The sequence below is a fragment of the Microbacterium sp. K27 genome, assembly GCF_004794435.1.
GTDB lineage: Bacteria > Actinomycetota > Actinomycetes > Actinomycetales > Microbacteriaceae > Microbacterium > Microbacterium maritypicum_A.
This window is the reverse complement of sequence record NZ_SSDK01000033.1, coordinates 121366-134770: the sequence shown is the minus strand read 5'-3', so window position 1 is coordinate 134770 and position 13405 is coordinate 121366. Positions and strand designations below refer to the sequence as shown.

11 protein-coding genes are annotated in these 13405 nt (G+C 67.8%); 4 read left to right on the top strand and 7 right to left on the bottom strand.

Annotated elements, in window-relative coordinates; translation table 11 throughout:
- The 5 genes from DW307_RS05980 to tkt are packed head-to-tail and all read right to left on the bottom strand — an operon-like array spanning position 1 to position 7329.
- Positions 1-936 carry a glucose-6-phosphate dehydrogenase assembly protein OpcA gene (locus DW307_RS05980; protein WP_029260234.1) on the bottom strand — a complete coding sequence of 312 codons (936 nt, stop codon included), beginning with the start codon at positions 934-936 and terminating at the stop codon, positions 1-3.
- Entirely contained in the window at positions 933-2483 is a 1551-nt protein-coding gene (gene zwf / locus DW307_RS05975; RefSeq protein WP_021200766.1) for a glucose-6-phosphate dehydrogenase, read from the bottom strand. The genes DW307_RS05980 and zwf overlap by 4 nt, the downstream gene beginning before the upstream one ends.
- 21 nt (positions 2484-2504) lie before the next feature.
- Positions 2505-4112, bottom strand: a complete 1608-nt coding sequence (locus DW307_RS05970) for a glucose-6-phosphate isomerase (protein WP_029265026.1) — start codon at positions 4110-4112, stop codon at positions 2505-2507.
- Positions 4109-5221 carry a transaldolase gene (gene tal, locus DW307_RS05965; RefSeq protein ID WP_136024289.1) on the bottom strand — a complete coding sequence of 371 codons (1113 nt, stop codon included), beginning with the start codon at positions 5219-5221 and terminating at the stop codon, positions 4109-4111. The genes DW307_RS05970 and tal overlap by 4 nt, the downstream gene beginning before the upstream one ends.
- On the bottom strand, positions 5218-7329 hold the full coding sequence (gene tkt, locus DW307_RS05960; protein WP_031207717.1) for a transketolase: 2112 nt from the start codon (positions 7327-7329) through the stop codon (positions 5218-5220). The genes tal and tkt overlap by 4 nt, the downstream gene beginning before the upstream one ends.
- Positions 7330-7549: 220 nt before the next feature.
- On the opposite strand from tkt, the gene DW307_RS05955 reads away from it, so the two are divergent.
- Entirely contained in the window at positions 7550-8455 is a 906-nt protein-coding gene (locus DW307_RS05955) for a heme o synthase (protein ID WP_136024288.1), read from the top strand.
- A gap of 76 nt (positions 8456-8531) precedes the next feature.
- Here the strand turns inward: DW307_RS05955 and DW307_RS05950 are convergent, their stop codons facing one another.
- The gene (locus tag DW307_RS05950) at positions 8532-9038 is read right to left on the bottom strand and encodes a tetraspanin family protein (RefSeq protein WP_136024287.1); all 507 of its coding nucleotides are present in this window, start codon (positions 9036-9038) and stop codon (positions 8532-8534) included.
- A 66-nt stretch (positions 9039-9104) separates the two neighbouring features.
- Positions 9105-10211: a COX15/CtaA family protein gene (locus DW307_RS05945; RefSeq protein ID WP_021200760.1), complete on the bottom strand. Its 1107-nt coding sequence runs from the start codon at positions 10209-10211 to the stop codon at positions 9105-9107.
- A gap of 233 nt (positions 10212-10444) precedes the next feature.
- Here DW307_RS05945 and sufB point away from each other — a divergent pair, with 233 nt between their 5' ends.
- From sufB to DW307_RS05930, 3 genes are read left to right on the top strand one after another with little or no spacing between them, the layout of a single operon-like run.
- Positions 10445-11863: a Fe-S cluster assembly protein SufB gene (gene sufB / locus DW307_RS05940; protein WP_021200759.1), complete on the top strand. Its 1419-nt coding sequence runs from the start codon at positions 10445-10447 to the stop codon at positions 11861-11863.
- Positions 11863-13080, top strand: a complete 1218-nt coding sequence (gene sufD / locus DW307_RS05935) for a Fe-S cluster assembly protein SufD (RefSeq protein ID WP_136024286.1) — start codon at positions 11863-11865, stop codon at positions 13078-13080. Before sufB ends, sufD begins: the two co-directional genes overlap by 1 nt.
- Positions 13077-13403 (top strand): non-heme iron oxygenase ferredoxin subunit, encoded by a 327-nt coding sequence (locus DW307_RS05930; RefSeq protein ID WP_017830403.1) that lies wholly within the window; start codon positions 13077-13079, stop codon positions 13401-13403. Before sufD ends, DW307_RS05930 begins: the two co-directional genes overlap by 4 nt.
- Positions 13404-13405: the final 2 nt, after the last annotated feature.

Below are 13405 nucleotides of genomic sequence, written 5' to 3'. Positions count from 1 at the left end.
TCACTCTCCTGTCTCGGGCGGACCCAACTTCTCCCAGCCCTCGGTGATGACTCGACCGTACAGGACGTCGGGGTCGAGTCGACGCAGCTCCTCCGCCAGGCACTCGCGAAGAGTGCGTCGCGGCAGGTGCAGATCGTGGTTCGGCTGCCCGGGCTGCGTGAGCACGGCCACGCCGGGAGTCGGACGCTCCAGGAGGATGTCCCCGGACTCGCGAGTCAGGCGCACCGATTTGATGCCCTCCGCCCAGTGCTCGGGGTCTTCGTACGACCAGCGCACCGGAACGTCGAGGGCCATCTGCAGCCAGGCGGCCAGCAGAGCGGTCGACGGCGATGCCGCGGCTCCGCGCACCTCGACGCCGGTGATCGGCTCGTACGGCGGTTGGTCGAGCACGGCCGCGAGCTGTTCGCGCCAATGGGTCAGACGGGTCCACGCCAGATCGGTGTCGCCAGGGGCGTGGGTCTCGCCGAGCAGGGCGAGCCGGTCGCGGACGTCGGTCGCCGTCGCGGCATCGGTGATGCGGCGCTGGGCGATCTTGCCCAGGGGTGACTGGGCGGGTGCCACGGGGGCGGCTTCGGGCCACCAGGCGACCACGGGAGCATCCGGCAGCAGGAGTCCGGTGATCAGGCTCTCCTCGTTGCTGGCGGCGTCCCCGAAGGCGCGGAGGACCACGACCTCGCTGGCGCCGGCGTCTCCGCCGACGCGGATCTGCGCGTCGAGACGAGAGTCGCCCTCGCCCGTCGTGATCACGATCACGCGCATCGGGTGCTCTCGTGAGGCGTCGTTCGCCGCGTCGATCGCCGCTTCGGCGACGCCGTTGCGTGCGGCGATCACAAGGGTGAGCACACGCCCGAGGGCAACGGCGCCGCCCTCTTCGCGCACCTTGACCAGCTGCTTCGCGACCTGGCTGACGGTGGTGTCGGGAAGGTCGATGATCACGGGCGTCTCCAGACTCGTCCATCGCGGGCCAGCAGGTCGTCGGCGGATGCCGGTCCCCACGAGCCGGGCGCGTACTGCTCGACCGGACCGCCCTCGGCTGCCCAGTACTTCTCCACGGGGTCGAGGATCTTCCAGGAGAGCTCGACCTCCTCGTGCCGCGGGAACAGCGGCGGATCGCCCAGGAGGACGTCGAGGATCAGGCGTTCGTAGGCCTCGGGGCTCGCCTCGGTGAAGGCGTGACCGTATCCGAAGTCCATGGTCACGTCGCGCACGTTCGTGCCGTTGCCCGGCACCTTGGAGCCGAAGCGGATCGTCACGCCCTCATCCGGCTGCACGCGGATGACCAGAGCGTTCTGTCCGAGCTCCGAGGCGTTGCCGCGCCCGAAGAGGTGCTGCGGTGCGCGCTTGAAGACGACGGCGATCTCGGTCACGCGCCGTCCGAGGCGCTTGCCCGTGCGCAGATAGAACGGCACGTCCGCCCAGCGGCGCGTATCGATCTCGAGCTTGATCGCGGCATACGTCTCCGTGGTGGACTCGGGGTTCATCCCCTCCTCTTCCAGGAAACCGGTGACCTTCTCGCCGCCCTGCCACCCACCCGCGTACTGACCGCGCGCGGTCGCGAGGGAAAGGTCGTCCGGAACGTGGACTGCGGCGAGGACCTTCTCCTTCTCGGCGCGCAGGTGCTCCGCCGAGAGACTGATCGGCTCTTCCATCGCGGTGAGGGCCAGCAGCTGCAGAAGGTGATTCTGGATCACGTCGCGTGCCGCGCCGATGCCGTCGTAGTAGCCCGCGCGTCCACCCACACCGATGTCCTCGGCCATGGTGATCTGCACGTGGTCGACGTAGTTGCGGTTCCAGATCGGCTCGTACAGCTCGTTCGCGAAGCGCAGCGCCAGGATGTTCTGGACCGTCTCCTTGCCGAGGTAGTGATCGATGCGGAAGATCGAGTCGGCCGGGAAGGCCACCTCGAGCGCGGCGTTGAGTGCGCGCGCCGATTCGAGGTCGTGCCCGAAGGGCTTCTCGATCACGACACGGCGCCAGCGCTCGTCGTCGTCGCTGTTCTCGCCGACGAGGCCGGAGTCCTTCAGCTGCTTGGCGACCAGCGGGAAGTCCTTGGGCGGGATCGACAGGTAGAACGCATGGTTGCCCATCGTTCCGCGTTCGACATCGAGCTTCTCGATGGTCTCGCGGAGCTTGCGGAACGAGTCCGGATTGTCGAACTCACCTGAGACGAACCGGATGCCCTGCAGCAGCTGGGTCCACGTCTCCTCACGGAACGGCGTGCGAGCGTGCTCCTTGACCGCATCGTAGACGACCTGCGCGAAGTCCTGGTCCTCCCAGTCTCGGCGGGCGAATCCGACCAGGGCGAACCCGGGAGGGAGAAGGCCGCGGTTCGCGAGGTCGTAGACCGCGGGCATCAGCTTCTTGCGTGACAGGTCTCCGGTGACGCCGAAGATCACCAGGGCGCTGGGCCCGGCGATCCTGTTGAGACGGCGGTCATCGGGGTCACGCAGCGGGTTGTGCCCGCGCGAGATGGGAACAGACATCGGTGGGGGATTCTCCTGCTGTTACTTCTGTGCGGCTTCGAAGAGGGCGAGCACGTCGTCGGAGGACTCCGTGATCGTCAGCGTGACGACGGGGCGGCCGTGCTCGGCGAGCACAGCAGCGTCACCGGCGGCCTGGGCCTGGATGAGCTGCCCGAAGGTGAAGGGACGGTCCGGGATCTCGAGGTCGACCTCGGTGCGCTCCAGGATCTGCAGGAACACGCCCTGCGCGGGGCCGCCCTTGTGATACTGGCCGGTCGAGTGCAGGAACCGCGGCCCCCATCCGAACGTGGTGGGTCTTCCGGAGTCTGCCGCGACCAGCTCGCGCAGGCCCTGGAGCTGCGGCACCTCGAGACGGTTGACGTAGGCCTGGATCGACACGTAGCCGTCTGCCGGAAGCTGGGCCCAGAGAGCATCGAGCACGCCCTCGACGTTGCCGGACACGGCGAGAGCCGGATCCGACACGCGGACCTCGACGCCGTTCTCGACGAATGCGGGAGCGGTCGGCTCCGGACGCGCGTCGAGGAGGCCGCGAGCAGCGACCTTGGCCGACTCGACGTCGGGCTGGTCGAACGGGTTGATGTGCAGCAGATGTCCGGCGATCGCCGTGGCGTACTCCCACACGATCAGCTGGGCGCCCAGCGTTCCGCTGACGAGGATCTCGCCCTCGTGACGCTCGTGCAGGTGGAACTCGTTGGCGTCATCGACCAGTCGGACGATCTGCAGGTCGGCGGGCACGGGATCGAGCTCGGGGGAGACCGGGAGCAGGACGACCGGGAGGATGCCCGTGCCCTCCTTGCCGGTGGATTCGGCGATGAGCTGCTCGATCCAGTCCGGGAGACCCTTGATGTGCGTGCCGTCGGTGATCAGCCCGAGCTTGTCGCGGCGGGGGTTCGTCGCGGCGATCGCCGCGCCCAGGCGCAGGGCGGGATTCTCGGCCGAGTCGACGGCGACCTCGAGCAGCGAGGCCTCGGCCTCGTTCAGCAGCTCATCGATGTCGACTCCCGCGAGCCCGGACGGCACCAGGCCGAAGGCGGTGAGCGCCGAGTAGCGTCCGCCGACGTTCGGGTCCGCGTTGAAGACGCGGTAACCCGCCTCGCGAGCCGAGGCGTCGAGCGGTGAGCCGGGATCGGTGACGACCACGATGCGCTCGACGGGGTCGATGCCGAGGTCGCGGAACGCCGCCTCGAACGTGCGCCGCTGCGAGTCGGTCTCGACCGTGGAGCCGGACTTCGACGAGACGACGAGCACGGTGTCGGCGAGGCCCTCGTCAAGAGCGGCGAGCACCTGTCCCGGAGCCGTGGAGTCGAGGATCGTGAGGGGGACGCCCGCGGTCTGCGCGATGACCTCGGGCGCGAGCGACGAACCGCCCATGCCCGCCAGCACGACGCGGGTGACGCCCTTGGCCTCGAGATCGGCGCGCAGGGCGACGATCTCGGCGACGAGCGGACGGGAGACCGAGACGGCCTCCACCCATCCGAGGCGCACGGAGGCCTCGGCTTCGGCCGAGGGGCCCCAGAGAGTCGCGTCTCCGCCGGTGATGCGCGAGGCGATCAGATCATGGACGAGGCTGGGTACCGTCTCATCGATCGCGGCGCGGGGCGCGCCGGATGCGTGGATCGAGAACGTCATCGCTGCGACTCCAGTCCTTCGGCGACCTGCGTCAGCAGATCGTGCCACGAGTCGATGAACTTCGATACACCCTCGTTTTCCAGCACCTGGGTGACATCGGCGAAGTCGATGCCGACCTCGGCGAGCCCGGCGAACACGGCGCGGGCCTCTTCGTAGCCACCGGTGATGGTGTCGCCCGTGACGACACCGTGGTCGAACGTGGCCTCGAGCGTCTTCTCGGGCATCGTGTTGACGACACCCTGGGCGACGAGCTCGGTGACGTAGAGCGTGTCGGGCAGGGCCGGGTCCTTGACGCCGGTGGACGCCCACAGCGGACGCTGCAGGTTCGCGCCCGCGTCGAGGAGAGCCGTGGCACGCTCGCCGGCGAACGTCTTCTCGAACAACTCGTAGGCGAGGCGTGCGTTGGCGAGCCCAGCCTTGCTCTTGAGGGCCTCTGCGGCCTCCGTGCCGATCGCGGTGAGGCGCTTGTCGGTCTCGGTGTCGACGCGCGACACGAAGAACGAGGCGACGGAGTGGATCGTCGACAGATCGATGCCCGCGGCCTTGGCGGTCTCGAGGCCGGTCAGGTATGCCTCGATGACCTCGGCGTAGCGCTCCAGGCTGAAGATCAGCGTGACGTTGACGCTGATGCCCGCCCCGATCGCCTCGGCGATGGCGGGGAGACCGGCCTTGGTCGCCGGGATCTTGACGAGCAGGTTCGGGCGGTCGACCTTGGACCACAGCTCCTTGGCCTGTGCCACGGTGCCGGCGGTGTCATGCGCCAGGTCGGGGGAGACCTCGATGGAGACGCGGCCGTCGACGTGGTTCGATGCCTCCCAGACCGGGCGGAACACGTCGAGGGCGGCAGCGACGTCCTGGGTGGTCGCGGCGAAGACCGCTTCCTCCGCAGTGGCGCCGGAGGCGGCGAGCTCGGTGACCTGAGCGTCGTACGACGTGTCGTTCTTGTCGGTGATCGCGTTCGCGAAGATCGTCGGGTTGGTCGTCACGCCCACGACGTTGCGCGACGAGATCAGGTCGGCGAGGTTACCCGAGGAGATGCGCGTGCGGGAGAGGTCGTCGAGCCAGATGCTGACGCCGGCGGCGGCGAGCTGTGCGGTGGGGGTGCTCATGCGTTCTCCTTGGTGCTGTTGGCCGCGATGGTCTCGCGGGCGGCCGCGATGACGGCCTCGGTGGTGATGCCGAACTTCTCGAAGAGGGTCTTGTAGTCGGCGGAGGCGCCGAAGTGGTCGATGCCGACCGAACGGCCGCGGTCGCCGACGATGCCGCGCCAGCTGAGCACGGATCCCGCCTCGACCGAGACACGGGCGGTGACGGAGGCGGGAAGCACGCTCTCGCGGTACTCCGCATCCTGCTCGTCGAACCACTCCAACGACGGAGCGGAGACGACCCGCACGTTCACGCCTTCCGCAGCGAGTGCCTCGCGGGCGTTCACCGCGAGCTGCACCTCCGAGCCGGTGGCCACGATGATGACGTCCGGGGTGCCGTTGGGTGCTTCAGCGAGGACGTAGGCGCCCTTGGCGGCGTTGACAGCCGAGGCGAAGGTGTCGCCGGAGGCTGCGCCCTCGCCGCGTTCGAACACCGGGATGTTCTGGCGAGTCAGGGCGATGCCGGCGGGTCCTTCGTGGCGGCGGAGGATCTCCAGCCACGTCGCTGCCGTCTCGTTCGCGTCCGCGGGGCGCACGACCGTGAAATTCGGGATCGCGCGGAGCGTCGCGAGCTGCTCGACGGGCTGGTGGGTCGGACCGTCTTCGCCGAGGGCGACCGAGTCGTGGGTCCAGACGAAGATGCTGGGCACGTTCATGAGCGCCGCGAGACGCACGGGCGGGCGCATGTAGTCGCTGAAGATCAGGAAGGTCCCGCCGAAGGCGCGCGTCGGGCCGTGGAGCACGATGCCGTTGATGATCGCGCCCATGGCATGCTCGCGGATGCCGAAGTGGAGCACTCGACCGTAGGGGTTGCCCGACCACTCGTGGGTCGACCACTCCGCCGGGATGAACGAGGGCGCGCCCTTGATCGTGGTGAGGTTCGACTCGGCGAGGTCGGCCGAACCGCCCCACAGCTCGGGGAGCTCGGCAGCGAGGGCGTTGATGACCTGGCCGGACGCGGCGCGGGTCGACACCTCCTTGCCGGCTTCGAAGACGGGCAGCGCGCTCGTGATGTCGCCAGGCAGCTCGTGCGCCTCCAGGCGGTCGAGCAGGGCCTTCTTCTCGGGGTTCGCGGCGGCCCAGGCATCGAACGACTCCTGCCAGGCGGCACGGACATCGGCGGCGCGAGCTGCGAGTCCACGGGTGTGTGCGAGCACGTCATCAGCGACAACGAAGTTCTGCTCGGGGTCGAAGCCGAGCACCTTCTTGGTCGCGGCGAGCTCGTCGGCGCCGAGAGCGGAGCCGTGGATCTTGCCGGAGTTCTGCTTGCCAGGCGACGGCCAGCCGATGATGGTCTTGAGGATGATCAGCGACGGCTTCGAGGTCTCGCCCTTGGCGGCTTCGATCGCAGCGAACAGCTCGGCGACGTCTTCGACGTATTCGCCGGTCTTCTTCCAGTCGACGACCTGCACCTGCCAGCCGTAGGACTCGTAGCGCTTCGCGACGTCTTCGGTGAAGGCGACGTTCGTGTCGTCCTCGATGGAGATCTGGTTGGAGTCGTAGATCGCGATCAGGTTGCCGAGCTGCTGGTGGCCCGCGAGCGAGGAGGCCTCGCTGGTCACGCCCTCCTGCAGGTCGCCGTCACCGGCGATCACGTACACGAAGTGGTCGAAGGGGCTCGTGCCGGCCGCAGCCTCGGGGTCGAAGAGACCGCGCTCGTAGCGGGCGGCGTACGCGAAGCCCACGGCGGAAGCGAGGCCCTGACCGAGCGGGCCGGTGGTGATCTCGACGCCCTTGGTGTGGCCGTACTCCGGGTGGCCCGGGGTCAGCGAGCCCCAGGTGCGCAGCGCCTTGAGGTCGTCCAGTTCGAGACCGAAGCCGCCGAGGTACAGCTCGACGTACTGGGTGAGGGAGGAGTGTCCGGCCGAAAGGATGAACCGGTCGCGACCGAGCCAGTCGACATCGGTCGGGTCGTGACGCAGCACCCGCTGGTAGAGGAGATACGCGGCCGGAGCGAGGCTCATGGCTGTGCCGGGGTGACCGTTACCGACCTTCTCCACGGCATCGGCCGCCAGGATTCGAGCGGTGTCCACCGCGCGTCGATCGATCTCATCCCACTGCAATTCCGACACGTTCATGCCCTTTCCGACAGTTTCGAGGGCGCCCGTATTCCCTGGCGCATCCGCATCATCACGGAGAAGTGTGCACATCGCCGGGCGCGCGAGTGTTTTCAGCATAGCGGTGACGTGCCTTGCGCTACGCGGGCCCGCGAGCCGGAACACGTCATCCCGTGTCATACACTGGAGAGGTTGTCCGGTCACACGTGCGGAGGAGGCGATCGAGATCTCGACGATGTCTGATCAGACCGTGAGGAAGTCGTCCATCGGTCGCACGGTGAAGGCCTACGTCACGCTGACCAAGCCGCGTGTCCTCGAGCTGCTGCTCGTGTCGACGGTGCCGGTGATGTTCCTGGCGCAGGGCGGACTCCCGAACCTGTGGCTCGTGCTGGCCACCGTCATCGGCGGCTCGCTGAGCGCCGGTTCCGCGGCGTCCTTCAACATGTACCTCGACCGCGACATCGATGCGCACATGCACCGCACCGAGAACCGCCCGCTGGTGACCGGCGAGGTCAGCCCGCGCGGCGCCCTGGTCTTCTCGTGGACGCTCGCCGTCGCCTCGACCGTCTGGCTCCTCGTCACGACGAACTGGCTCACGGCGGCCCTCTCGGCGACGGCCATCTTCTTCTACGTCGTGATCTACACGATGATCCTCAAGCGCCGCACCGAGCAGAACATCATCTGGGGCGGGATCGCCGGTTGCTTCCCGGTGCTCATCGGATGGTCCGCGGTCACCGGTTCGCTCGACTGGCCGGCGTTCATCCTGTTCCTCCTCGTCTTCCTGTGGACGCCGCCGCACTACTGGCCGCTGTCGATGAAGTACAAGGACGACTACGAAGACGTCGACGTTCCGATGCTGGGCGTCACGCGCAACGCCTCGCAGGTCGGCCTCCAGGTCATCCTCTACGCGTGGGCCACCGTCGCCTGCTCGCTTCTCCTCATCCCGATCGCGAACATGGGGCTGGTGTACACCGTGTCTGCCACGGTGTTCGGCGGATGGTTCATCTACGAGTCGCACCGCCTCTACAACCGTGCGGTCCACGGAACCGAACCGCGTCCGATGCGCGTCTTCCACGCGTCGATCACTTACCTCACGCTGATCTTCGTGGCGGTTGCGGTCGACCCGCTGCTGCCGTTCTGACCCGGTTTACGTCTGAGACGACGGAGCGGCGCCGAGGAATTCCTCGGCGCCGCTCCGTCGTCATCCGTTCCGACGATCAGCGGGTGATCGGCGGAGTGCTGTCCGGCTCGGCGTCGATCGCGGGCGCGCCGTTCGTGGCCGCGTCATTCGGGGCCGTGTCGTTCGTGGCCGCGGTCTCGGGAACGGCGTCGGTCGCCACGTCCTCGGACACAGGAGTGGCGTCGGTCGACGGCGTGGTGTCGACCGCTGGGGCGACCGCGACGGGGGCGGGCGTCTCGTCGGTCTCGACGGTCCAGTCGATCGCTTCGACGACGGCCGGGGCGGGCGTGGGGACGAGTGAACGTGCAGCGACGAGTCCGAGGGTCAGCAGGATGCCGACGATTCCGGCTGCGAGCACGCCGGCACCCACCACGACGAGCGACTGACCGACGTATACCTCGACGCCGGTGGCGGTGCCATCGAGCAGCGTGGTCGTCATCGTGCCGATCTGACCGGAGATCAGCCAGGCGCCGACCGCCGTCGTGGCGAGGGACACGACCAGGAGGAGCCAGAATCCGATGCTTCGTGTGAGTGACTTGTTCATGCGGACCATCATCGCCGACATCCTGATGAGTCGACGATGCGCCGCCTGTGGATCGCCTGTGCGGGGTCAGTCCGCGGCTGCGGCTGTGCGCTTGAGGTGCAGCACGACCACGGTGTAGGTCGCGGCGGAGAGCGAGGCCAAGACCATGTGGATGCCGACGAGGAGAGGCGGGAGGCCCTCTCTGGCCTGCCAGACGCCGACGCCGACCTGCACGAGGATCGCGAGGACGAGGACGAGCAGCCACCGGCGCGGCTCGAGTCGCAGCACCCACGCCGCGACCGTGAGGAACAGCACTAGCGCCGCCAGGATGTAGCCCGGCCACGAGTGCACGTGTGCCAGCACGGTCGCGTCGAACCCGTGACGCAGCACATCGGCGTCGCCCGAGTGCGGGCCGGAACCGGTGGTCAGCACGCCGAAGACGATCGTGACGGCCAGAGCCAGGCCGGTCACGTGCGTGACGACGGCGAACCAGGAGGGCACCGCACGCTCGCGCGGTCCGGGGGAGGTCTTCAACCGCACGAGGAAGGCCGCGGTGATGCACACGAGCAGCAGCGACGAGGTGTAGTGGAAGCCCACGATGAACGGGTTGAGTCCGGTGAGGACCGTGATGCCGCCGACGAGCGCCTGCGCGACCACGCCGATCAGCGTGAGCCAGGCGAGCAGGACGAGGTCCCGTCTCGCGGGAGTCGTGCGCACGGATCGGACAGCCGCGGCGATGACCGCGATGAGCAGGACACCGGAGGCGATCGGGAAGGCGGGGATGTGGAACGGAGCGGCGATGGCGTAGGCGACACCCGCGGCGACGAGGCCGCCGGCCGCGAACCAGAGCGCGTTGACGAGGCCGCGCTTCCCGCTGAACAGACGCAGCACCAGCAGCACCACGACCAGCGCGATGATCCCGACCACGCCGGTCATCAGACGGTTGCCGAACTCGATGATCCCGTGGATGCCCTGCACCTCGAGGATCGGCACCAGTGAGTCCGGCGTGCACAGGGGCCAGTCCGAGCATCCCAGGCCCGATCCGGTGAGACGGACGGCGCCGCCGGTGCCGATGATGATGGTCTCGCTGATGAACGACAACCACGCGAAGACCGTCAACGCGCGCCCCCAGGACGAGGAACGGGCGGGGACCGCCGGCGTCGTCGAGCTGGCGGGGATCATCGTCTCGGGCATAAGTCCTCCGGACCGCACGGGACGCGGCGGGCATGGCCCGTCTGTCAGGCGGAACCTGTAGAATCGGATTGTTGCGATGAGCGCTGACAGCGCTGAAGCATCGTCAACAGTTTAGGCGCGATGGAAGCGCCGGTGATGAGGGCCCACCAACGGCACCCGCTCCCGCAGACTCGACGGGGATCAGGTGTGTCGGGGCGGATGACACCGTTTGGGACCTGTGAGGAGAGTGTTGGATGTCGGATGTGCTGATCGACCGCCCGGAGCTTGACGGTCTGGGGGTGTACGAATTCGGCTGGCACGATGAGGATGCTGCGGGTGCCATCGCGAAACGCGGCATCTCCGAAGACGTCGTCCGTGGGATCTCGAGCCTCAAGAATGAGCCCGAATGGATGCTGAAGACCCGTCTCAAGGGGTACCAGCTCTTCGGGCGCAAGCCGATGCCGACCTGGGGTGCAGACCTCAGCGAGATCGACTTCGACAACATCAAGTACTTCGTCCGCTCCACCGAGAAGCAGGCGCAGACGTGGGAGGACCTTCCCGCCGAGATCCGCGAGACCTATGAGCGCCTCGGCATCCCCGAGGCCGAGCGTCAGCGCCTCGTGGCCGGCGTCGCGGCTCAGTACGAGTCCGAGGTCGTCTACCACCAGATCCGCGAAGACCTCGAAGCCCAGGGCGTCATCTTCATGGACACCGACACGGCACTGCGCGAGCACCCCGAGTTCTTCGAGGAGTACTTCGGCACCGTCATCCCCGCAGGCGACAACAAGTTCGCTGCGCTGAACACCGCCGTGTGGTCTGGCGGTTCGTTCGTGTACGTCCCGAAGGGCGTGCACGTCGAGATCCCGCTGCAGGCCTACTTCCGCATCAACACCGAGAACATGGGGCAGTTCGAGCGGACGCTCATCATCGCCGACGAGGACAGCTATGTCCACTACATCGAGGGCTGCACGGCTCCGATCTACAAGTCGGACTCCCTGCACTCGGCCGTCGTCGAGATCATCGTGAAGAAGAACGCCCGCGTTCGGTACACGACGATCCAGAACTGGTCGAACAACGTCTACAACCTGGTCACCAAGCGCGCCGTGGCGTACGAGGGCGCGACCATGGAGTGGGTCGACGGCAACATCGGCTCCAAGGTCACGATGAAGTACCCGTCGATCTATCTGATGGGCGAGCACGCCAAGGGCGAGACCCTGTCCGTCGCCTTCGCCGGTCCCGGTCAGCACCAGGATGCCGGCGCCAAGATGATCCACATGGCGCCCTACACGCAGTCGTCGATCGTCTCGAAGTCGATCGCTCGTGGTGGCGGACGTGCCGGATACCGCGGCGAGGTGCGCGTCGACGCGGCGGCGCACCACTCCGCCAACACGGTGCGCTGCGACGCTCTGCTCGTGGACACCAAGTCCCGCTCCGACACCTACCCGGCCATCGACATCCGCGTCGACGACGTGCAGCTCGGCCATGAGGCCACGGTCTCGAAGGTGAGCGAGGAGCAGCTGTTCTACCTGCAGTCCCGCGGCATGCCCGAGGACGAGGCGATGGCGATGATCGTGCGCGGCTTCATCGAGCCGATCGCACGGGAGCTTCCCATGGAGTACGCGATGGAACTGAACAAGCTCATCGAGATGGGCATGGAAGGATCGGTCGGCTAGTGACGGCCTCGACGACAGCGCCCGCCGAGGCGCAGAACACCGACGCGCCCGCGAGCGCGCACATCGATCCGGCGGCACAGGTCGCCTCCGCGGGATTCGTCCCCGTGCAGACCCGCTCGGAGCGCCCGCACTCCTTCGACCCCGCTGATTTCGGCGCCCCGACCGGGCGCGAGGTCAACTGGAAGCACACGCCGGTCGCGAAGTTCGGCGGACTCTTCACCGACGAGCAGGGAGACGAGGACGCGGTGACCTATGGTCTCGGCGCGGCCGAAGCGTTCCTCGAGCCGTCTGCGGACGAGAAGGGCCCGTACGGCGAGTTCTTCCGCCCCGAGGATCTGCCGAGCGCTCTCGCGTGGAAGCACAGCCCCCGCGGTCTGCACATCCAGATCCCTGCCGAGGCCGAACTCGGCGAGCCGATCATCGTCCCCGTCGAGGGGAAGGGCGCAGACAAGCGCGCTTTCGGGCAGATCCTCATCGAAGCCCTCCCGCATTCGCGCGGCACCATCGTGCTCGCGCACTCCGGTTCCGCGCAGTATGCGCAGAACGTCGAGATCATCGTGCGCGACGGAGCCAAGCTCACCGTCGTCAGTCTCCAGCGCTGGGAAGACGACGCGGTTCACGCGTCCGCTCACCAGGCGACGGTCGGAGCAGACGCGACACTCCGGCATTTCGTGATCAGCTTCGGCGGCGGAGTGGTCCGCGTCAACCCGAGCGTCGAGCTGACGGGCGCCGGGTCCGAGGGGTACCTGTACGGGCTCTCGTACGCGGATGCCGGGCAGCACCTCGAGAGTCAGGTCTACCTGCACCACAAGGGACCCCACACCAAGGGTGATGTCCTCTACAAGGGCGCGCTGCAGGGTGAGGGCGCGCACAGCGTGTGGATCGGCGACGTGTTGATCGGCGCCGACGCGACCGGAACCGACTCCTACGAGGCGAACCGCAACCTGGTGCTGACGGAGGGCGCGCGTGCCGACTCCATCCCGAACCTCGAGATCGAGACCGGTGACATCCTCGGCGCCGGACACGCGAGTGCCACCGGTCGGTTCGACGACGAGCAGCTGTTCTACCTGCAGGCTCGCGGCATCACCGAGGAGGAGGCGCGACGTCTGGTCGTGCTCGGGTTCCTCACCGACATCGTGCAGCGCCTCGGCATCCCCGCCCTCGAGACCGAACTGCTGGCAGCGATCGAGACGGAGCTCGCCGAGGTGAGCGCATGACCGCCGAGCGCGTCTGCGGCGTCGCCGACCTCGAACAGGACATGCCGCTGCGCGTGGACCCGGGCGGCGTCCCCATCACGGTGATCAAAGACGGCGAGGGCGTCATCCACGCCATCGGCGACACCTGCACCCACGGCGACATCTCGTTGTCCGAGGGCTTCGTCGAGGGTGACACCGTGGAGTGCTGGGCCCATGGCTCCGCCTTCTCGCTGCTCACCGGCAAGCCCCAGAATCTCCCCGCATATGAGCCCGTCCCCGTCTACGTCGTCCAGATCGACGGCGACGACGTGCTCATCGATCCGACTGTGATTAAGGAAGTCTGAAG